The sequence below is a fragment of the Stutzerimonas sp. LR2 genome, from assembly GCF_055755175.1.
Genome location: NZ_JBVTRR010000001.1, coordinates 545885 through 565241, shown reverse-complemented (window position 1 = coordinate 565241; position 19357 = coordinate 545885). Strand labels below are relative to the sequence as shown.

General features: G+C 65.1%; 19 protein-coding genes. 10 read left to right on the top strand and 9 right to left on the bottom strand.

Going from position 1 to position 19357, the window contains the following annotated elements; genetic code table 11:
* The first annotated feature begins 96 nt into the window (after nt 1–96).
* The 4 genes from ACVRRC_RS02625 (at nt 97) to ACVRRC_RS02610 (ending at nt 3942) form a co-directional block, all read left to right on the top strand.
* Nucleotides 97–957 carry an NAD-dependent epimerase/dehydratase family protein gene (locus tag ACVRRC_RS02625; protein ID WP_019407389.1) on the top strand — a complete coding sequence of 287 codons (861 nt, stop codon included), beginning with the start codon at nt 97–99 and terminating at the stop codon, nt 955–957.
* A gap of 183 nt (nt 958–1140) precedes the next feature.
* Nucleotides 1141–2313: a zinc-dependent alcohol dehydrogenase gene (locus ACVRRC_RS02620; RefSeq protein ID WP_011911384.1), complete on the top strand. Its 1173-nt coding sequence runs from the start codon at nt 1141–1143 to the stop codon at nt 2311–2313.
* 59 nt (nt 2314–2372) lie between these two features.
* A complete protein-coding gene (locus ACVRRC_RS02615) occupies nt 2373–2891 on the top strand; it encodes a hypothetical protein (protein ID WP_013981338.1) in 519 nt (172 codons plus the stop codon).
* Between the two features lie 118 nt (nt 2892–3009).
* Nucleotides 3010–3942, top strand: a complete 933-nt coding sequence (locus ACVRRC_RS02610; RefSeq protein WP_011911386.1) for an AEC family transporter — start codon at nt 3010–3012, stop codon at nt 3940–3942.
* Nucleotides 3943–4012: 70 nt separating this feature from the next.
* On the opposite strand, the gene ACVRRC_RS02605 is transcribed toward ACVRRC_RS02610, so the two are convergent.
* Nucleotides 4013–4960, bottom strand: a complete 948-nt coding sequence (locus ACVRRC_RS02605; RefSeq protein ID WP_014595409.1) for a methyltransferase — start codon at nt 4958–4960, stop codon at nt 4013–4015.
* Between the two features lie 23 nt (nt 4961–4983).
* Nucleotides 4984–6405, bottom strand: a complete 1422-nt coding sequence (locus ACVRRC_RS02600) for an iron-containing redox enzyme family protein (protein WP_020308005.1) — start codon at nt 6403–6405, stop codon at nt 4984–4986.
* Between the two features lie 187 nt (nt 6406–6592).
* Between ACVRRC_RS02600 and ACVRRC_RS02595 the strand changes: the two genes are divergently transcribed.
* Both ACVRRC_RS02595 and ACVRRC_RS02590 read left to right on the top strand, forming a co-directional pair.
* Entirely contained in the window at nt 6593–6808 is a 216-nt protein-coding gene (locus ACVRRC_RS02595) for a hypothetical protein (RefSeq protein WP_041755196.1), read from the top strand.
* 171 nt (nt 6809–6979) lie between these two features.
* Nucleotides 6980–7321: a PilZ domain-containing protein gene (locus ACVRRC_RS02590; protein WP_017245891.1), complete on the top strand. Its 342-nt coding sequence runs from the start codon at nt 6980–6982 to the stop codon at nt 7319–7321.
* Nucleotides 7322–7336: 15 nt separating this feature from the next.
* On the opposite strand, the gene flhA is transcribed toward ACVRRC_RS02590, so the two are convergent.
* The 7 genes from flhA to ACVRRC_RS02555 form a co-directional block, all read right to left on the bottom strand.
* Nucleotides 7337–9433, bottom strand: coding sequence for a flagellar biosynthesis protein FlhA (gene flhA, locus ACVRRC_RS02585; RefSeq protein ID WP_061373712.1), 2097 nt, complete (start codon nt 9431–9433; stop codon nt 7337–7339).
* The gene (gene flhB, locus ACVRRC_RS02580; protein ID WP_243363674.1) at nt 9430–10572 is read right to left on the bottom strand and encodes a flagellar type III secretion system protein FlhB; all 1143 of its coding nucleotides are present in this window, start codon (nt 10570–10572) and stop codon (nt 9430–9432) included. Before flhB ends, flhA begins: the two co-directional genes overlap by 4 nt.
* Nucleotides 10565–11344 (bottom strand): flagellar biosynthetic protein FliR, encoded by a 780-nt coding sequence (fliR, locus tag ACVRRC_RS02575; RefSeq protein WP_125852550.1) that lies wholly within the window; start codon nt 11342–11344, stop codon nt 10565–10567. The genes flhB and fliR overlap by 8 nt, the downstream gene beginning before the upstream one ends.
* 21 nt (nt 11345–11365) lie before the next feature.
* Entirely contained in the window at nt 11366–11638 is a 273-nt protein-coding gene (locus ACVRRC_RS02570; RefSeq protein ID WP_014595416.1) for a flagellar biosynthetic protein FliQ, read from the bottom strand.
* Nucleotides 11639–12498: 860 nt separating this feature from the next.
* Nucleotides 12499–13254, bottom strand: coding sequence for a flagellar type III secretion system pore protein FliP (gene fliP / locus ACVRRC_RS02565; protein WP_472996593.1), 756 nt, complete (start codon nt 13252–13254; stop codon nt 12499–12501).
* The gene (gene fliN, locus ACVRRC_RS02560; protein ID WP_014595418.1) at nt 13251–13622 is read right to left on the bottom strand and encodes a flagellar motor switch protein FliN; all 372 of its coding nucleotides are present in this window, start codon (nt 13620–13622) and stop codon (nt 13251–13253) included. The genes fliP and fliN overlap by 4 nt, the downstream gene beginning before the upstream one ends.
* Nucleotides 13619–14458, bottom strand: coding sequence for a FliM/FliN family flagellar motor switch protein (locus tag ACVRRC_RS02555; RefSeq protein ID WP_472996592.1), 840 nt, complete (start codon nt 14456–14458; stop codon nt 13619–13621). Before ACVRRC_RS02555 ends, fliN begins: the two co-directional genes overlap by 4 nt.
* A gap of 438 nt (nt 14459–14896) precedes the next feature.
* Between ACVRRC_RS02555 and ACVRRC_RS02550 the strand changes: the two genes are divergently transcribed.
* From ACVRRC_RS02550 to ACVRRC_RS02535, 4 genes are read left to right on the top strand one after another with little or no spacing between them, the layout of a single operon-like run.
* Complete coding sequence (locus ACVRRC_RS02550; RefSeq protein ID WP_472996591.1) at nt 14897–16279, top strand: sigma 54-interacting transcriptional regulator; 1383 nt, start codon at nt 14897–14899, stop codon at nt 16277–16279.
* A 20-nt stretch (nt 16280–16299) separates the two neighbouring features.
* Nucleotides 16300–16620: a flagellar hook-basal body complex protein FliE gene (gene fliE, locus ACVRRC_RS02545; RefSeq protein WP_014595421.1), complete on the top strand. Its 321-nt coding sequence runs from the start codon at nt 16300–16302 to the stop codon at nt 16618–16620.
* Between the two features lie 20 nt (nt 16621–16640).
* The gene (gene fliF / locus ACVRRC_RS02540; RefSeq protein WP_019407399.1) at nt 16641–18317 is read left to right on the top strand and encodes a flagellar basal-body MS-ring/collar protein FliF; all 1677 of its coding nucleotides are present in this window, start codon (nt 16641–16643) and stop codon (nt 18315–18317) included.
* Entirely contained in the window at nt 18289–19356 is a 1068-nt protein-coding gene (locus tag ACVRRC_RS02535; protein WP_014595423.1) for a FliG C-terminal domain-containing protein, read from the top strand. The genes fliF and ACVRRC_RS02535 overlap by 29 nt, the downstream gene beginning before the upstream one ends.
* Nucleotide 19357 lies beyond the last annotated feature (1 nt).

Here is a 19357-nt window from a genome sequence, read left to right as displayed (position 1 = left end):
TTTTGCGTAGCCCTTAACCAACCAGTGGCATGCGTGGAAAGCCGGTACACTCCAATGCATACGGCCCGCGTTCGGGTACCACTGAGGGAGCAGAAGATGGGCAAGCGCCTTAGCGTATTGATCGCCGGTTGCGGCGACGTGGGCAGTCGTCTGGGCCTGCAGCTCGGCCGTGACGGCTGGCGGGTGTACGGTCTGCGGCGCAACGCCGCCGAGCTGCCGGTGCCGATCCTGCCGGTCAAGGGCGACCTGACCGATCCCACCTGTCCGCGCTGCTGGCCCAACGGCGGGCTGGATTATCTGGTCTATGCCGCGTCCGCCACCGAGCATGATGAGGCCGGCTATCGCCAGGCCTATGTCGAGGGGCTGCGCAACGTGCTTCGCTGGCTGCGACAGCATGAACAGCAGCCGCGCCGTCTGCTGTTCGTTTCCAGCACCGGCGTCTATGCCCAGCGCGACGGCGAATGGATCGACGAGGATTCGCCCACCGAGCCGACCGGCTTCACCGGGCAGGTAATGCTCGAGGCCGAGCAACTGGCCCTCGGCTGCGGCCTGCCGGTCACCTGCGTGCGCATGGGCGGGCTGTACGACCCGAGTCGCCCCTGGCTGCAGAACCAGGTGCGTGCCGGCCTGCGGGTCGAGCGCGATCCGCCGCAGTACAGCAACCGCATTCACCGCGACGATGCCGCCGCGCTGCTGGCCTTCCTGCTGCAGGCGGACGCCAGCGGCACCGCGTTGCAGCCCTGCTACCTGGGGGTCGACGACGAGCCGGCGCCGCTGCACGAGGTGGTCGACTGGCTGCGCGAGCGGCTGGGTGTCACCCACTGGGCCGAGCAGAGCATGACCCGACGCGCCGGCAGCAAGCGCTGCAGCAACGCCCGCGCCCGCGCGCTGGGCTGGAAGCCGAGGTTCGCCAGTTACCGCGACGGCTATGCCTCGCTCGGGCGCAATCGGCACTAGTCAGCCGCCGTTGCGCTCGTGTTCTGGCGGTGCGGCGGGCATGCATCCCGTCGGTAACCGGGCACTCTCGTGCGGCGCTGCTTACTAAAACCTTGACAGCACGCCGCACCGACAGAGGAGCAACAGCGAGGCAGAAGGAGAATCACCGAGACGGCGTTTCCGAAACCCGACAGGAGATTGTCCATGAGAGCCCTTCGCTGGCACGGCAAGCACGACATCCGCTGCGACAACCACGTCCCCGATCCCTCCATCGAGGACCCGCGCGACGCCATCATCAAGGTCAGTTCCTGCGCCATCTGCGGCTCCGACCTGCACCTGTACGACGGCTTCATGCCCGGCATGCAGCACGGCGACATCATGGGCCACGAGTTCATGGGCGAAGTGATGGAGGTCGGCTCGGCGAACAAGAAGCTGAAGGTCGGCGACCGCGTGGTGGTGCCCTTCACCATCGTCTGCGGCGAATGCGACCAGTGTCGGCGCGGCAATTTCTCGGTCTGCGAGCGTACCAACCGCAACAAGGACATCGCCGACAAGGTGTTCGGCCATACCACCGCCGGGCTCTATGGCTATACCCATCTCACCGGCGGCTATGCCGGCGGCCAGGCCGAATATGTGCGCGTGCCCTACGCCGATGTCGGCCCGGTGGTGATCCCCAACGGCCTGACCGACGAGCAGGTGCTGTTTCTCGGCGACATCCTGCCCACCGGCTGGCAGGCCGCGGCGCAGTGCGATATCCAGCCCACCGACACGGTGGCGATATGGGGCGCCGGCCCGGTCGGCCAGTTCGCCATCCGCAGCGCGATCATGATGGGCGCCGAGCAGGTCATCTGCATCGACAACGTGCCCGAGCGGCTGTCCATGGCCCGCGCCGGCGGCGCCATCACCATCAACTTCGACGAGGAAAGCGTGCTCGAGCGGCTCAAGGAGCTGACCCGCGGCAAGGGTCCGGAGAAGTGCATCGACTCGGTGGGCATGGAGGCGCACGCTGCGCGTTCGATCGATTCGATGTACGACCGCGCCAAGCAGGCGCTGATGCTCGAGAGCGACCGGCCGCACGTGCTGCGCGAAATGATCTACGTCTGCCGCCCGGCCGGGATCATCTCGATTCCCGGCGTCTACGGCGGGCTGATCGACAAGATTCCGTTCGGTGCCGCGATGAACAAGGGCCTGACCTTCCGCATGGGCCAGACCCATGTCAACCGCTGGACCGACGACCTGCTCAACCGCATCCAGGAGGGGCAGATCGATCCGAGCTTCGTCATCACCCACAGCGTCAGCCTCGAGCAGGGCCCGGAGATGTACAAGACCTTCCGCGACAAGCATGACGGCTGCATCAAGGTGGTCCTGAAGCCATGAACCGGTCGCCGATCCTGCAGTAGGGATCGGCCGAGCCACGATATCGAGCGAGGAGTCTTATGAGCATTCCACGTCAAGTCACCCGGCCCAACCATTCGGCGCGCTCGCTGGCGCGGGGACTGGGCTGGTTCAGCATCGGCCTGGGCGTCGTCCAGCTGGTGGCGCCGCGTCAGGTCGCGCGTTTCATCGGCATGCCCGGCAGCGATGGAGTGATCCGTGCCTGCGGTCTGCGCGAAATCGCCACCGGCGTCGGCATTCTGCTGGCGGATGATCCCAAGCCCTGGATCTACGGCCGTATCGGCGGTGACGCGCTGGACCTGGCCGGCCTCGGCTGGAGCATCGAACACGGCAACGAGCCGGCTAATGCGGCCATTGCCGCCGGGGCGGTGGCCGGCATCACCGCACTGGACCTGAGCTGCGCCAAGGGTCTGGATGCCGAACGGGTGCCAGCGGTCGAGTGGGACTACAGCGATCGCAGCGGTTTTCCCGCAGGCACGCAGCAGGCTCGCGGCTGCGTCGAGGCGGAATTCGCTGCGGCCCGCGCCGAACCCAACGGCTACTCGCCCTCGCTGCACTGACGTACTGCGCCGAGCCGGGGCGCCTGCGCTCTCGGTTCGGCGAAGTTTTTGTTAAGGTGGCCGGCCGTTCCGGTCGTCCGCCCGCTGGGCTCAGCGACGACGCTTCAGATGAGAGCCCATGTCTTCGGTCATCAACGTTGTCCTGCCCGTCTTCGCCCTGATCCTGCTCGGCTACCTGTGCCGCCGCAGTGGGCGCATGGGGCCGACCGGCGCTTCGGAACTCAACCGTTTCGTGGTCTGGCTGGGCCTGCCGGCGCTGCTGTTCAGCGTCGTCGCCACCTCCACCTGGGAGCAGCTCTGGCAACCGGGGTTCATCGCCGCCTTCGCCATCGGCTGCCTCGGCGTGTTCGCCTTCACTCTTGCGTATCGCCTGCTGCAGAAGCAGCCGCTGGTCGATGCCAGCCTGGATGCGCTGGGCGCGTCCTATGCCAATACCGGCTATGTCGGGATTCCGCTATGCATGCTGGTGCTCGGCGACGAGGCACTGCAGCCGGCGATGGTCGCTTCGATCATTGTCGTCTGCGTGCTGTTCGCCATCGCCCTGGCCTGCGTGGAGACCGGGCTGCACGCAGGCCAGGGCCTGCTGCGCACGCTGGGCAAGGTGAGCGGGGCGCTGGTGCGCAACCCCCTGGTGATCGCGCCCATGCTCGGCGCGCTATGGGCTGCCGGCGGTGTACAGCTGCCGGTGCCGCTGGCCACCCTGCTCAAGTTGTTGGGCGCAGCGGCGGCGCCCTGCGCGCTGGTCTCGCTGGGCCTGTTCCTCGCCCAGCCGCAGCCGGCCGGTCGGGTGCAGGGCGTCTGGCCGCTGGTGGGGTTGAAGCTGGTGGTACAGCCGCTGATCACCTGGTACCTGGCGTTTCAGGTGTTCGAACTACCGACCCTGTGGGCCTATTCGGCGCTGCTGCTGAGTGCGCTGCCGACCGGCACCGGGCCGTACATGCTTGCCGAGTTCTATGGCCGCGAGGGCTCGCGGGTATCGCGGGTGGTGCTGTACTCGACGCTCGGCTCGCTGCTGACCCTGTCGCTGATCCTGTTGCTGTTGCCGGTCTGAACTGCGTGCGCTTGCTTGTTGCGTGGATAAGCCTGGCGGGGTTATCCACGGGCCACCCTTCGCCCTGCTGTCAGCTCGCGGGTCGCGTCACTTCCAGCACCACGGCGGCGATGCGGTCGCATTTGACGTAGGCGCCACCGAGCAACTCCTCGCCGAACACGTCCGGGTCCAGCTCGCGATAGGTCCAGCTGAAGGCGCCGCCCTGCAGGCGTCGGCGCACCTCCGCGAGGAACGGGTCCTGGTTGTCCAGCATCGCCACGCCGGTATACAGCAGCAGCGTTCCGCCCGGCGCCAGGCGCTGCAGCGCCGCATCGAGGATCGCCAGCGACAGCCCGGCGCCCAGCGGTCCACCGCCGTGGCGATAGGCGCGCTGGTCGGCGTCGACCAGATAGGGCGGGTTGGCCAGGATCAGATCGAATTCGCCGTCCACCGCGCTCAGCAGGTCGCTGTGCAGGGCGCGCAGGTTGTCGGCACCCGCCAGCGCCGCGTTGATGTGCGTCAGGCGCAGCGCCTCTGGATTGATGTCCACCGCCAGCACCTCGGCCTGCGGCCGCGCCAGCGCGGTGAGAATCGCCCCGGCGCCGGAGCCGCAGCCGATGTCCACGGCGCGGCGGATCATCCCGGTGTGCTGGTTCAGATGGCAGCGGATGGCGTTGGCGAAACGGTAGGTGTCCGGGCCGAAGAACACCGCGTCGCTGGCGGTGGTGGGAAATGCCGAGTGCAGGAACAGCTGGCCGTCGAGGCTCGACAGCCGCACCTTCGAACGCCAGCGCGAGCCGCAGGCTTCCAGGACCTGCGCCTGATCCATCAGGCTGAACAGCGGGCCCGGCAGCAGCTCGTGCTGGAAGGGCCGGCTCCAGCCGAACACCCCGTGCAGGTCGTCGGCCAGCGCATTCTCCGGCCGCTGGTTGACCCGTTCGTGGGTCAGCGGGGTGGGCGTGATGAAGTGATAGCCGCGATCGCGCAGGGCCTGGCCCAGATGCAGCAATGCGCGGTCCTGCGCAGTGTCCATGGTCATGGTGCTTTCCTTGATCGATCCTTTCAGTTGAACAGGCCGTTGAACAGCCGCGTGGCCAGCAGACCGGCGGCGCTGTGATGACGTTGCGGCGCCAGCAGCGGCAGCAGCAGGCGCATGCGGGCAGCGCGGTCGGGCAGGCGGGCGACCTGCTGTTCGAGCAGCTGCAGCTCCTCATCGAAATCGTTGCCACTGACGTGTTCGGCGGGTTGCGGCATGGCCGGCGCCGAGGCGGTGCGGCGCCCGTTGAATAGCGCCTGGCGCTGCAGCAACGCACCGCGCGGGCTGCGCTTGCCATCGGCCTGCCAGTCGTCGGCGATCCAGTCATGGATCATCTGCTGCTCGTAGGCGCTGAATACTCCGAACATGGGCGCCTGTTCGCCGACGATGAGTTGCCAGAAACGACTTTCCTGCGGGTCGTGGCCGCGCTTGATCCAGCCGCGCTTGTCCAGCACCGCGAGGAACTGCTCGACGTCTTCACCGAGCCACTGGTTGACCGTGCGGCCTTCGAAGCGACAGTAGTCGGAATGAACGAACTGGCCGACCGCGGCCTTCTTCTCGAAGATGCGCTGCACCTCGCGGCCGAGGTCGAAGTTGCCGATCACCGAGACGGTGCTGGCGCCCAGGTCGTTGAGGCGATAGCCATCGCGCACGCGGCGATAGAACTCGGCGCTGTCGCCCACCTGCGGCCAGGCATCCAGCAAACCTTGCACGGCTTTCTTCGCGTGGCCGTTGTCGGCGTTGTCGACAGTGACGTGCAGGGTGAAGTAGTAGGGGTCGACGCCCAGTTCGGTCAGCTCATAGGAGGTGATCAGCAGGTGCAGTGGCAGCTGCTCGTAACCGAGGTTGAAGCCGATGATTTCCGGCAGGAACTGCTCGGCGTGCTCGGCCAGCGCCAGCTGGATGGCACCCTGGACGAAGTGTTCGTCGTCCAGCTCCTGCCAGTCGTCGCAACCCTGACTCGCCAGCAGCTTGCGGTAGAGCACCACGTGGTTCTTCTCCGGCAGCCCGTCGCCGAGCTCCTCCAGGTAGGTCTGGATCAGCGCGGTGAAACGCGCATCGTCCCACCGCTGCAACAGGCCGTAGAGCCAGGCACCGTCCACCAGCTTGGTCGGCGCCACGCCACGCAGAAAGTGCAGCGCATGGGCCTTGCTCGGGAAATAGCGGCGCGGCCCGCCGACCCGGCGCTGTTCCAGGTAGGCCTGGTACTGATGGCCGACCGCCTCGGTACGCTGCAGCACCCAGGCGTCCAGATCGGCGGGGTCCGCCGGCAGGTCGCAGGGCAGGGCAGCGGCCGCTTCGAGCTGCGTGCGCAGGTAATCGGCGGCGTTCTCCCGCGCGTGCTCGTCGACCTCGCGGACGAGGGCGAAATACAGCGCCCGTGACGGCTGATCCGGCTCCGGGGTGATGGCAGGGGTGATCGGCAGGCTGCGGGAAGTCAGTTGCATGATTCTGTTCTATGGCAGTTCCAGTTGAGTTTTGGCTGCCCCGCCACTGGATTAGTTCAGCTGCGCCGCCGAGCGGCCATTGGTCCAGAAATGGCCTCACGGCCCTGCACCTTCTGCCGGCCCCGCCATCCTAAAAACCATGGCGCTCCGGATCGGCCGGGGTGCGGCGACGAACGAGGAACTGCTGATGAGCCAGAGCGAACCGGGCCGCGAGAGCATCGAGTCCATCGATCAGAGCGGCGATGCCCACAAACAGAATCCCGAAACCACCACCACTCATGGCGATGTCGCCGGCGGCAGCGAAAGCGACGTGCCGGGCGGCGCCTACAACGTGCCGCCGGGTATGGCCGAGGAGGTGAGCGACGAAGAGGCACTGCCCGATGGCGAGCAGTCGGAGCGCTGAACGCGCGCGGGGTGATCGACGTCACGCTCGATGCATTTGCCGGGCGTTGATGCCACCATCGGCTTAATTCAGGGCGCGATCGGGTCGCCTGCTGGCTCTACACCCTGCCAGCGGGACGCGATGCGCCGCATCCGTGTCGTGGCGGACGAACCCTCTGCCCGGGCAACGGACATGCGCCAACACAGCCGTTTCAGCTTTCGCCATATCAGCAGCATCCAGGTCAGCAATCGCCTGAGCGGCGAACCCATGGGCTATGTCGCCGATCTCTCGCTAGGTGGCCTGCGCCTGGTCGCCAGCCAGCCGCTGGCGGTTGGCGGCTGCTACGAGATGGTGTTGCACGTGCCGGAGCACGGCGAGCGCGTGCGGCAGATCGAGGTGGTGGTGATCTGCCAGTGGTCGCGCAAGGACTCGCGGCGCGACAGCTTCGAGATGGGCTTCGCCCTCGACCGGCCGTCGGCCGAGTTCACCGCCATGGTGGCGCAGCAGGCACCGCGGCGGCGCAAGCTCTACTGAGGCACGCGGAAGGTATCAGCCCAGCGTGCCGAGAATGTTCACCCCGACCCGGTCGGGAATCTCGTTCTGCGACAGCACGTGGAGTCCCGGGCTGAACACCCGTGCATAGCGCGCCAAAAGCGGGCGCAGCTGCGGCATTACGGTCAGGATCGGCGGGTGGCCATCCTTGCGCAGCTTTTCCTTCACCACCGGCATGCTGTTCTGCAGTTGATTGAGCAGGCTGGGCTCCACCGGGATGTTGTCCAGGCTCACCGGCCCGGCCTGCTGGGCGATGGCCAGGGCATTGAGCAGGGTGTTCTCCAAAGCGTTCTCCAGCACGAACACGCCCAGCTCGCGGCGGTCGCCAGCGACCATCGAAACGATGCTGCGGCGCAATGCGAAGCGCACGTCGGCGGCCAGCAGCACCGGGTCCTTGGTGGTCTCGCTGCATTCGAGCAGGGTGCTGGCGATGGTCTCGATGTCGCGCAGCGGCACCTCTTCCTGCAGCAGCTGGCGGTATACGCGCATCTGCTGGGTGTAGCTCAAGGCACTCTTCAGGCTCTCGGCGAGTTTCGGCGCCTGCACGGTCAGGCGCTGCATCAGGTGTTCGACGTCGTCGTGCTTGAACAGGTCCGGCAGGTGCTCGCGGATCACCTTGTTCAGGTGGGTGGCGATGACGCTGGCGCAATCGATCACCTGATAGCCGAGGTTCAGCGCGCGGGACTTGTCGCCCGGCTGAATCCACACCACCTGCATGCGATAGGCCGGGTCGGTGCCGAGGATGCCGTCGATTTCGCCGTACAGCTCCGGCGACGGGATTGCCATCAGGCGGTCGGCGTGCAGCTCGGCGCCGTCGATCTTTTCGCCGTTGATGTAGATGTCGTACTGCGAGGCCTTGAGCCGAAGGCTGTCGCGGATCTGCACTTCCGGCAGCAGAAAGCCGAGGTGCTCGGACAGCGTCTGGCGCACGCCGCGCACCCGCGCCGGCAGCGGCGCACCGGACGCCTCGTTGACCAGCCCGACCAGCTTGTAGCCGAGCGACACCGACAGCCGCTCGACCAGCGGAATATCTTCCCAGGCCAGCGACTGGGCCTTTTCCTTGTCCATCGCCTGGCCGAGCTGCTGGATCTCCTTGAGGTCGGCACCGGCGGCCGGCGGCTCGTGCAGCGAGACGCGCCAGGCGATGAAGCCGATCAGTGCGGCGAAGCCGATGAACGCCAGGTGCGGCATGCCCGGTACCAGGCCGAGCACGAAGAGGATGCCGGCCACGGTGTACAGCGAGGCCGGGTTGGCCAGCAGCTGGCGCTGCACCTGGCTGGTGATATCGCTGGATTCGTTGATCCGGGTGACGATGATCGCCGCTGCGGTGGACAGGAGCAGCGCCGGAATCTGCGCCACCAGGCCGTCACCGATGGTGAGCAGGGCGTACTGCTTGAAGGCATCGCCGGCGCCCAGGTCATGGACGAACACGCCGATGGCGAAACCGCCGAACAGATTGATCAGGAGGATCAGGATGCCGGCGATGGCGTCGCCGCGGACGAACTTCGAGGCGCCGTCCATGGCCCCGTAGAAGTCCGCTTCCTTGGCCACTTCCTGGCGCCGCGCCTTGGCTTCTTCCTGGGTGACGAGGCCGGCGTTGAGGTCGGCATCGATGGCCATCTGCTTGCCCGGCAGGGCGTCCAGGGTGAAGCGCGCGGTCACCTCGGAGATGCGCTCGCCGCCTTTGGTGATGACGATGAAGTTGATGATCATCAGGATCACGAACACCACCAGGCCGACGATGAAGTTACCGCCGATGACCACTTCGCCGAAGGCCTCGATCACCTTGCCCGCCGCGCCGGTGCCGGTATGGCCCTCGAGCAGCACCACCCGCGTCGAGGCGACGTTGAGGGTCAGGCGCATCAGCGTGGTGATCAGGATCACCGTGGGGAACAGCGAGAAATCCAGTGGGCTCTTCGACGACACGCTGACCAGCAGCACCAGCACCGCCATGGCGATGTTGAAGGTGAACAGGATGTCCAGCAGCTGCGGCGGCAGCGGCAGGATGATCATCGCCAGGATCGACAGGATGATCAGCGGAATGCCGATCCGACCGCTGCGGAAGGTGGGCGTGAGTTTCTGCATCAGGTTCATGAGCGTGCTCGGTTGAACAGTTCTTCGGGGATGTGGACGTTGCTGGCCAGTGCCGGCTTGCCCTGGCGACGGCCCTGTTTCCAGGCCTTGAGCTGGAGGATGTAGGTCAGCACGTGGGCCACCGCGGTATAGAGCGGTGCCGGAATCTGCTGGTTGACCTGGGTGCTGTAGTAGATGGCGCGGGCCAATGGCGGCAGCTCGACCACCTCACGCCCGTTGGCCTGGGCCATCTTGCGGATGTACAGCGCCATCTCGTCGACGCCGCGGGCGATGACGAAGGGCGTCTCGGCCTTCTTCGGGTCGTACCTGAGCGCCACGGCGTAGTGGGTCGGGTTGACGATCACCACGTCGGCATCCTTGATCACCTTGGCAATCTGCCGCTGCGCCAGCGCGCGCTGCAGCTGCTTGATGCGTGCCTTCACTTCGGGGCGGCCTTCCTGGTTCTTGTGCTCTTCCTTGCGCTCCTGCTTGGTCATGCGCATTTTCTTGAGGAAGAAGAAGCGCTGCAGCGGGATGTCGATGAAGGAAAACAGCACGAACACCAGCAGCAGCGAGATTGCCAGGTCGAAGGTCAGCGAGAAGGCGCCGCCGATGGCGTTGAAGATGTCGGTGCGCTGCAGCGCGACCAGTCGTGGCGCGGCGTAGTACAGCTGCCAGGCTGCGATGCCGAGCAGTGCGGAGATCTTCAACAGCGACTTGGCCAGCTCGCTCCAGTTCTGCGCGCCGACCATCCGGCCCAGGCCGGTGATGGGGTTGAGCTTGCTGAACTTCGGCGCGAAGTTCTTCGAGGCGAACACCCAGCCGCCCGGCACCAGGGCAAAGGCGATCACCAGGATCGGCGTCAGCAAAAGCGGCAGCAGCACGCTGATAAATACCAGCAGGTTGTGCGTGAGGATCACCTGCAGGTCATCGATGCCGATCTCGCTCTGCTGGAAGTTGATGTACGAGTAGCTGAAGCTCTGCTGCATGCCATCGAGAAACAGCCCGGCGCTGAGCTTGAGCAGCAGCAGCGTGGCGAGCAGCGAAACGGTGGTGGCGACATCCTTGGAGCGGGTGACCTGGCCATCGTCGCGACTCTTCTTGAGTTTCTGCTCGGAGGCCTCTTCGGTCTTTTCCTGACTGCTGTTCTGCTCAGACATGGCCGCCGCTCCTGAGCAGAACGCCGATCTTGTCCAGCAAGTCGCGGGTCAGGTGCAGGTAGGCCTCGGCCAGGTTCGGCAGGGTCAGGTAGATCAGCGACAGGCCGGCGATGATCGCCATGGGAAAACCGAGCGAGAACAGGTTCATCGCCGGTGAGATGCGGTTGAGCAGGCCGAAGCAGAACTGCACCAGCGTCATGCAGAAGACGATCGGTAGGGCGATCAGCAACGCCGCCGAAATCACCCAGGCCATGGACCAGGCGATGGTCTGCAGGCCGTCGTAGAACAGCCCGCTGCCGATCGGCCAGTAGACGAAGCTCTGGTAGATGATGCTCACCGTGACCAGATGGCCGTCGATGGCGAAGAACAGCAGCGCCAGCAGGATGAAATACAGCTGGTAGATGATCGAGGCCGAGGACACACCGTTCATGGGGTCATTGAATACCGCCATGGACAGGCCAAGCTGGGTCGAGACCACGTCACCGATCAGGGTGAACACGGTGAACACCAGCAGCAGCGCCAGGCCCAGCAGCAGGCCCATGGCGATCTGCTCGATGGTGGCCAGCATGCCTGCCAGCGACAGCGGATCGAGTGTCGGCGGTGTCGGCAAGGCGGCTCCCAGCACCAGGGTCAGCGCCAGCGCCAGGAGGATGCGCACACGCACGCTGATCGCCTTGTGACTGAACATCGGCGCCAGACTGAACACGGCCATGATCCGGCAGAACGGCCACCAGTAGGCGAGCAGCGATTGCAGATAGTGGCCGGCGTGCATGAGGGGATCGTTGGGCATGATTCAGCCGACCAGGCGACCCGCCTGCTGGAAGGTTTCGATGAACAGATCGCTCAGTGTGCGCAGGATCCAGTGTCCGGCGAACACCAGCATGCCGAGGGTGATCAGCAGGCGCGGGAGGAAGCTCAGCATCTGTTCGTTGATCTGGGTGGCGGCCTGGAAAATGCTGATCAGGAGGCCGCCGAGCAGGCTCGGGACGATCAGCACGCAGACCACCAGGACGATCACGTGGATGGCGTTGGAGACGATATGGACGGCGGTGTCGGGGGTTAGCATTGGGGCACCTTTGAGGTGACGGTGAATGCTCCGCTCGGCCAGGCGGCGAACTGCAGCTTTGGCTTTGCTTGTTGTGGGAGCGGCCTTGGCCACGAAGCGTTTGGGCTTGGGTTTCTGAGGTTAATGCCTATTGGCCGGGTTGGCAGACGCATTGGTTTCGCCCTGCTGGGCGAGTCCCTTTTGGCAGTCGCCCCAAAAGGAACCAAAAGGTCTTGCCCCTGCATCCGGGTCTCGCTGCGCTCGACTTCCCTCACTCCATCGCTGCTCCGAGGGTCGCCGCGCAAGGGCCATCCATGGCCCTTCACGGCTCTCGCGGCATCCATGCCGCTCGCCCCTCTGCGCAGCGATTCCATTCGGCCTTCTGAAAGGGGCGTTTGGTGTCGCCTGTCGGGCCGTGCGCGTAGGAACAAGCGAAGCGATTTTTTGCTTTCGTTGCTTGGACACTTCCAGGCACCTCGGTCTCTAATCCCCTTCAGGAGGCCGAGCTTAGGCGTGGGGCGCGCGAGGCATGGATGCCGAGCGAGGAGCGATGGGCCAGGGATGGCCCTTCGTGAGGGGGCGCCTAGTCCGGCCCCCGAAGCCGCGCCGAAGCGAGGGAAGTTTTGCGCAGCAAACCGGGGGCGCCCAGTCCGGATGTAGGGGTGGCCTTCTTTTTGGTTACTTTTTCTTGGCCAGACAAGAAAAAGTGACGCGCCGTGCGAGGCGCAACCTGTAGTCCCAGCCGAGGAAAGCGTGGCGCCGAATGCCGGTGTTTGGGCCGACAAAGGTAGGGCATCGCAGCCAAGGTCGCTCTCACAAACGCGCCCTGCCTCCCCATTCTCCAAACCCCACCGCACGGCCAACGCCTTCATCCCCATCACCTAAAACGGCTGAATACTGGTGGTCAACGTCCCCATCAACAGCGCCCAGCCATCAACCAGCACAAACACCATCAGCTTGAACGGCAAGGAAATCATCATCGGCGAAAGCATCATCATGCCCATCGCCATCAGCACGCTGGCCACCACCAGGTCGATCACCAGGAACGGCACGAAGATCATGAAGCCCAGCTGAAACGCGGTCTTCAGCTCGCTCAGCACGAACGCCGGCAGCAGCAGCGAGAAATCCAGCTCGTCGAGGTCCTCCGGCAGTTGTTCGCCGGCTAGCGCCACCATGGTTTCCAGGGAGTTCTTGTTGGTCTGCGCCAGCATGAAACCGGCCAGGCTGCCCTTGGCCGAGTCCAGCGCCTGTTCGAGGGTGATCTCGTCGTTCTGGAACGGCCCGTAGGCCTGGCTGTGGATTTCCTGCCAGACCGGGCGCATCACCAGCAGGGTGACGATCAGCGCGATGCCGATCAGCACCTGGTTCGGCGGGCTCTGCTGCAGGCCGATGGCCTGGCGCAGGATGGCCAGCACGATGATGAAGCGGGTAAAGCAGGTCATCATCATCAGCATCGCCGGCAGGAAGCCGAGCAGGGTCATGATGATCAGGATCTGCAGCTTCACCGAGAACTCCTGACCGTTCTCGGTATCGTTCAGGTTGAACAGCGTGATCTCGCCGCCGGCGGCCTGGGCTGCCAGGGGCATCAGCCCGATCAGCAGCAGGCCGAGCAGGCTCAGGCCGCGACGCAGGCTCATGGGGCGAAGGCGTCCAGGCTGGTGCCGGACAGTTCGACGATGCGCAGGCCGTAGTTGCCGTTCATCACCACCACCTCGGCCTTGGCGAACAGGGTGCCGTTGACCTTCACGTCCAGCGGTTCGCCGGCCAGCTTGTCGAGCACGATCACGCTGCTGGTGTCGCACTCCATCAGCTCCTTGAGGGAGATTTCCGCGGAGGCGACTTCCAGGGTGACGTTCACCGGAATCTTGCCGAAGAAGCTCAGGTCCTGGCGTGGCGCTGGCGCGGCCGCCGGGGCCGGTACAGCCGGCTCGTCGACCGCATCCAGGCTCAGGTCGCCTTCGTTGATGAGGTTCTCGAATTCGTTGTCGGAAAGATGGCCGTTCATTGGGGGTTCACGCTTTCAAGTGAAGTGAGGAACAGGGCGCCATCCTCTTCGAAGATGGTGCCGCGAAAGAGCTTCTGCTGGTTGATGCGCACTTCGTAACGGTCCAGCGGGCGCAGCATGAGGATGTCGTCGAGCTGCAGGGCGAGCACCCGTGCCAGCGGCATCTGCGCCGCGGCCACCACGCAATCGAGGCGTACCGGCAGGTGTTTGATGTGATCGATGGGATTGCCGGGCAGGCGCGGCACGGGCGGGCCGGCCAGGCGGCTGGTCAGCTCGTCGACCAGCTCGGTGTCCAGATAGAGGTAGATCGAGGAACGGCTGCCGGTGATATGGCTGATGTACTCGTACTCGGCCACGTACTCCCAGCTGGTTTCCTCGTAGTCGTTGCGATAACTGTCGAGTTTGCCGAAGGTCTCGCCGGACAATATCGAGCGGGCGAATATATCGGTGATATCCATGCCCAGCCGATTGCGCATGCGCTGTTCCGACGTACTGATCGGTGGTGTGTCCTGGCTGGCAATGACAGTGCCGCCGTAATAGCACTCCAGTGCTTCGGTCAACAACGCACGGTCGATGGAAAACCCAACTTTGCCCATGGCCGAGCGATAGATGCAGTCCGGCTCTTCGCCGCGCTCTTCCTGAACATCGATGCGATTCAGTTCGAGATTGATGCGGTAATTACGCAGGAAATAATCACCGATCAGCCGCGGATTCTTGTTGGTACTTTCCTTGATGTACTGCGGAATCTTGTGGTGATGCCGTCCCAGCTTCTGCGGTTTCAATACAGTCAGGCTTTGGGCGGGCACGCCATGGTGGACTTTTGCATTGCCAGTCATGTTGTGAACTGTATGTCCTGAGGTCGGTGAACACGGCGGTGATGCCGCTGGCCATTGGTGCAGACAAGTGGGCTGGCTGGCGCGGGTGTTTTTCCGGGCACGGCTCTAGCGTGCCGCCATCCTAGGCATGGGCGCGTGAGAGGGTTAAATCAAGAGATATCAAATGACCTCTTTTGAGCTCATCTGGCATCGGTTGATTTCAATTAAGCAGAACTGATTGGGCGACGGTGCTGGCGCGCTGATAGCGTGCGCGCACTTGTTCGGGAAGTACCTTTGCGAGCGTGCTGGTTCGATTGCGAGTCAGTGGGCAAAGACGGCAAAGACTTCCGAAAAATTAAATCGATTTTTTATCTTCCCGCATCTCCGCCGATTCGTTGCGCACGAGCGCGGCGCCTCCCGGAGGGCAAGGTGGTCACATTGAAAAGTGTCAGTCAGGCAATGAACTACGCATGCGACGAGCTATTCGATGAATTGCCGGCGAAGAAAGTCGCCATTATCGGAAGTGTCCAGGCCGAAGCCTGCGAATTTCTGCAGGCCGGTTTGCGCAGGCAGGGTTGCGAAGTTGCGCGTTTCAATGATTTCGCCGAACTCGACAAGGCTCGGCTCGATCGCCTGGCATTGATCTTCGTGGTGGTTGCAAGTTTGCCGGTGCGCTCCTTGTATGCGCAGGTGGAAAGTCTTGTGCGGCGTGCAGGTAGCGTCTGCCTGATTCCGGTAGTCGAGTACGCCGACCAGGAAAAGGCCGCCACGCTGCTGGAACTGGGTTGCGTCGACTACCTGCTATCACCGTTCAGCGAGACCCAGCTGGGTGCGTTGCTGCGCCGCCAGGTCTGTGCCGAGACCGCCCAGGAAAGCTTCGTTTCCTGCTCCCAGGCCGGTCGCCGCCTGCTGGCCATGGCCCAGCGCGTGTCCCTGACCCGCGCGCCGATCCTGATCACTGGCGAGACCGGCACCGGCAAGGAGCTGATGGCGCGCTACATCCATCGCTTTTCCGCCAGCCCGGACGCACCCTTCGTCGCGGTGAACTGCGCGGCGATCCCCGAGCAGATGCTCGAATCCATTCTCTTCGGCCATGAGAAGGGCGCCTTCACCGGCGCGGTGAGCGCCCAGCCCGGCAAGTTCGAGTTGGCCAATGGCGGCACCCTGCTGCTCGACGAGATCGGCGAACTGCCGCTGGGGCTGCAGGCCAAGCTGTTGCGCGTGCTGCAGGAGCAGCGCGTGGAGCGCCTCGGCGGGCGCCGCGAGATCGAGCTGAACGTGCGCATCATCGCCGCGACCAACCGCGACCTGCAGCAGGAAGTGGCCGAGGGCCGCTTCCGCGCTGACCTGATGTTCCGCCTCGACGTGCTGCCGCTGCATATCAGCCCGCTGCGCGAGCGCAAGGAAGACGTGCTGCCGCTGGCCCGCCGCTTCATCAGCAAATACGCGCCGCAGGAAGCCCACGACGAGCTGCTCACCGAGGATGCCTGCCGCGCGCTGCTGCAGCACGACTGGCCGGGCAACGCCCGTGAGCTGGAGAACACCGTGCAGCGTGCGCTGGTGCTGCGCAACGGGCTCTTCATCCAGCCCCAGGACCTGGGCCTGGCGGTGCCGACAGGCGTACCGGTACGCAGCGAGCGCCCGCTGGTGCTTGCCGCGGAGAACGGCAAGGCGGCGCTGCGCGCGAGCGGCAAGTGGGCCGAATACCAGCACGTGATCGACACCATCCGCCGCTTCGACGGCCACAAGGCCAAGGCTGCCGCCAGCCTGGGCATGACCTCGCGCGCGCTGCGCTACCGCCTCAACGCCATGCGCGAGCAGGGCATCGAGCTGAATTTCTGAACCATCGGGGAAGCACGACCATGAGTTCCATCAATCAGGTACAGCAGGATCTGCTGGGTCGCATGCAGCAGCTGGCCAGCGTTGCCGAGGGCCAGCCGATCCGTCCGTCGAGCATGGCGGCCAACGCCATCAGCGGTTCGTTCGAAGCCGCCCTGCGTTCGGTGGACGCCGAGCAGCACAAGGCCAGCGCGGCGATGGCGGCGGTGGACAGCGGCAAGAGCGACGATCTGGTCGGCGCGATGATCGACAGCCAGAAGGCCAGCGTGTCGTTCTCGGCGCTGCTACAGGTGCGCAACAAACTGACCACGGCGTTCGACGACGTCATGCGAATGCCGCTTTGATCGGCCCAGAGAGCTAAGACGTGCTGCAGAAACTCAAATCCCGGTTGCCCGAAGGCGGGCTGCAACTCGATCCGCGCGTGACGCTGGCGGGCATGGCGGTGATCGCCGCCGCGCTGGCGGTGGCCGTGGCCTTCTACCTGTGGCGCGACAATGGCTCGTTCCGCCCGCTGCATGGCGCCGGCGAGTCGTTTCCCGCCGCCGAGGTGATGCAGGTGCTCGACGGCGAGGCGCTGCAGTACCGCATCCATCCGCAGAGCGGCCAGATTCTGGTGCGCGAGGACCAGCTGGCGCGGGCGCGGCTGCTGCTCAACGCCAAGGGCGTGAAGGTTGCGCAGCCGGCTGGCTACGAGCTGTTCGACAAGGAAGAGCCGCTGGGCACCAGCCAGTTCGTTCAGGATGTGCGCCTCAAGCGCAGCCTGGAAGGCGAGCTGGCGCGCACGGTGATGGCGCTCAAGGGCGTGCAGCAGGCGCGGGTGCATCTGGCCCAGGAGGAGAACAGTTCCTTCGTGGTCAGCAAGCGCGCGCCGAGCAAGGCGTCGGTGATGTTGCAGCTGGAGCCCGGCTACAAGCTGAGCAGCGACCAGGTCGGTGCCATCGTCAATCTGGTCGCCAACAGCGTGCCCAATCTGAAGCCGGAAGATGTCGGTGTGGTCGACCAGTACGGCGCGCTGCTCTCGCGCGGGCTCAACGTCGGCGGCGGGCCGGCGCAGAACTGGCAGGCCGTGGAGGACTACCAGCAGAAGGCTGCGGCCAATATCGAGCAGGTACTGGCACCGGTGCTGGGCCTGGGCAACTTCCGCATCAGCGTGGCGGCGGACATCGACTTCAGCCAGAAGGAAGAAACCTTCCAGTCCTACGGCGACACGCCGCGCCTGCGCAACGAGGTGCTGCGCAACGAGAGCGCGCTGGATCGTCTGGCGCTGGGCGTGCCTGGCTCGTTGAGCAACCGGCCGGTACCGCCGGCGCCCGAAGGCGAAGAAGCCCAGCAGCCGGCCACCGAGAACAAGGGCGCCACCTCGCTGCGCGAGGAATCGACCCGCCAGATGGATTACGACCAAAGCGTGGTGCACGTCAGACATGCCGGCTTCGCCCTGCGCCAGCAGAGCGTGGCGGTGGTGCTCAACTCCGCGGCGGCGCCGGAGGGTGGCTGGACAGACGAGGCCCGCGCCGAGCTGGAGGCCATGGTGCGCAGTGCGGTCGGCTTCAAGCAGGAGCGCGGCGATCTCCTGAGTCTCAGCGTGTTGCCGTTCGCTGCCGTGGAGCCGATCGAGCAGGTCGTGCCCTGGTGGGAGAACAGTCAGGTCCATGCGCTGGCCAAGGTCGGCGTGGCCGGGCTGATCGCCCTGCTGTTGCTGCTGATCGTGGTGCGCCCGGCGGTACGCAATCTCACCCAGCGCAACGTCGCGGCACTGCCGCAGCGCGAGGGGCTGGAAGGCAGCCTGGTCGAGCCGAGCGCACCGGCCGCGCTGGAAGGCGACAGCCGGCCGGCACTGGCCAGCCCGCGCGAACCCGGCGGACCGCACATCTTCGGTGAGCTCAACCCGCTTTCGGAGATCCGCCTGCCGGCACCGGGCTCGGGTCTTGAGCTGCAGATCGAGCACCTGCAGATGCTCGCCAAGAACGACCCCGAGCGGGTCTCGGAAGTCATCAAGCATTGGATAGGGCGCAATGAAAGAGACCTCAACCCAGCCGGCTGAAGACAGCCAGGCGTCGTCCCGCGAGATCAAGCCGCGGCCGGTGCAGCTGCGCTCGGTCAGTTCGCTGGATCAGGCGGCAATCCTCATGCTGAGCATGGGCGACGAGATATCCGCTGGCATTCTGCGCAACTTCTCCCGCGAGGAAATCATCAGCATCAGCCAGGCCATGGCGCGGCTGTCCAACGTCAAGCAGCCGATGGTTTCCGATGTGATCAGCCGCTTCTTCGACGACTACAAGGAGCAGAGCAGCATCAAGGGGGCCTCGCGCTCCTACCTGGCCGGCATGCTCTCCAAGGCGCTGGGCGGCGACATCACCCGCTCGCTGCTCGATTCCATCTACGGCGAGGAGATCCGCGCCAAGATGGCCAAGATGGAGTGGCTCGATCCCAAGCAGTTCGCCGCGCTGATCGCCAAGGAGCACGCGCAGATGCAGGCGGTGTTCCTTGCCTTCCTGCCGCCGGGCATGGCCACCGAGGTGCTCGAGTGCATGCCGGCCGAGCGCCAGGACGAGCTGCTCTACCGCATCGCCAACCTCTCGGAGGTCAACAGCGACGTCATCGCCGAGCTGGAGCAGCTGATCGATCGCAGCCTCAAGGTGCTCAGCACCCAGGGCTCGCAGGTGCGCGGGGTGAAGCAGGCGGCGGACATCATGAACCGCTTCAAGGGCAACCGCGACCAGATGTTCGAGCTGCTGCGCGCGCATAACGAGGAGCTGGTGAGCAAGATCGAAGACGAGATGTACGACTTCTTCATCCTCTCGCGGCAGAACCAGGACGTGCTGCAGACGCTGCTGGAAGTCATCCCGCTGGACGAGTGGGTGGTCGCGCTCAAGGGCGCCGAGCCGGAGCTGGTCAAGGCGATCCAGGGCGCCATGCCCAAGCGCCAGGCGCAGCAGATGGAGTCGATCAACCGGCGCCAGGGCCCGGTGCCGCTGAGCCGTGTCGAGCAGGTGCGCAAGGACATCATGGCCGTGGTGCGCGAGATGTCCGCCGATGGCGAGCTGCAGGTGCAGCTGTTCCGCGAACAGACGGTGGAGTGAG

Excerpts from the sequence above, each read along its gene's own strand:
- ACVRRC_RS02605 (WP_014595409.1), bottom strand. The coding sequence starts at position 4,960 with ATGACCATGGACACTGCGCAGGACCGCGCATTGCTGCATCTGGGCCAG.
- ACVRRC_RS02570 (WP_014595416.1), bottom strand. The coding sequence starts at position 11,638 with ATGCTAACCCCCGACACCGCCGTCCATATCGTCTCCAACGCCATCCAC.
- ACVRRC_RS02555 (WP_472996592.1), bottom strand. The coding sequence starts at position 14,458 with ATGACTGGCAATGCAAAAGTCCACCATGGCGTGCCCGCCCAAAGCCTG.
- ACVRRC_RS02535 (WP_014595423.1), top strand. The coding sequence starts at position 18,289 with ATGAAAGAGACCTCAACCCAGCCGGCTGAAGACAGCCAGGCGTCGTCC.
- ACVRRC_RS02600 (WP_020308005.1), bottom strand. The coding sequence starts at position 6,405 with ATGCAACTGACTTCCCGCAGCCTGCCGATCACCCCTGCCATCACCCCG.
- flhA (WP_061373712.1), bottom strand. The coding sequence starts at position 9,433 with ATGAACCTGATGCAGAAACTCACGCCCACCTTCCGCAGCGGTCGGATC.
- ACVRRC_RS02590 (WP_017245891.1), top strand. The coding sequence starts at position 6,980 with ATGCGCCAACACAGCCGTTTCAGCTTTCGCCATATCAGCAGCATCCAG.
- flhB (WP_243363674.1), bottom strand. The coding sequence starts at position 10,572 with ATGTCTGAGCAGAACAGCAGTCAGGAAAAGACCGAAGAGGCCTCCGAG.
- fliE (WP_014595421.1), top strand. The coding sequence starts at position 16,300 with ATGAGTTCCATCAATCAGGTACAGCAGGATCTGCTGGGTCGCATGCAG.
- ACVRRC_RS02595 (WP_041755196.1), top strand. The coding sequence starts at position 6,593 with ATGAGCCAGAGCGAACCGGGCCGCGAGAGCATCGAGTCCATCGATCAG.
- ACVRRC_RS02610 (WP_011911386.1), top strand. The coding sequence starts at position 3,010 with ATGTCTTCGGTCATCAACGTTGTCCTGCCCGTCTTCGCCCTGATCCTG.
- fliR (WP_125852550.1), bottom strand. The coding sequence starts at position 11,344 with ATGCACGCCGGCCACTATCTGCAATCGCTGCTCGCCTACTGGTGGCCG.
- ACVRRC_RS02620 (WP_011911384.1), top strand. The coding sequence starts at position 1,141 with ATGAGAGCCCTTCGCTGGCACGGCAAGCACGACATCCGCTGCGACAAC.
- fliP (WP_472996593.1), bottom strand. The coding sequence starts at position 13,254 with ATGAGCCTGCGTCGCGGCCTGAGCCTGCTCGGCCTGCTGCTGATCGGG.
- ACVRRC_RS02625 (WP_019407389.1), top strand. The coding sequence starts at position 97 with ATGGGCAAGCGCCTTAGCGTATTGATCGCCGGTTGCGGCGACGTGGGC.
- ACVRRC_RS02615 (WP_013981338.1), top strand. The coding sequence starts at position 2,373 with ATGAGCATTCCACGTCAAGTCACCCGGCCCAACCATTCGGCGCGCTCG.
- fliN (WP_014595418.1), bottom strand. The coding sequence starts at position 13,622 with ATGAACGGCCATCTTTCCGACAACGAATTCGAGAACCTCATCAACGAA.
- ACVRRC_RS02550 (WP_472996591.1), top strand. The coding sequence starts at position 14,897 with ATGAACTACGCATGCGACGAGCTATTCGATGAATTGCCGGCGAAGAAA.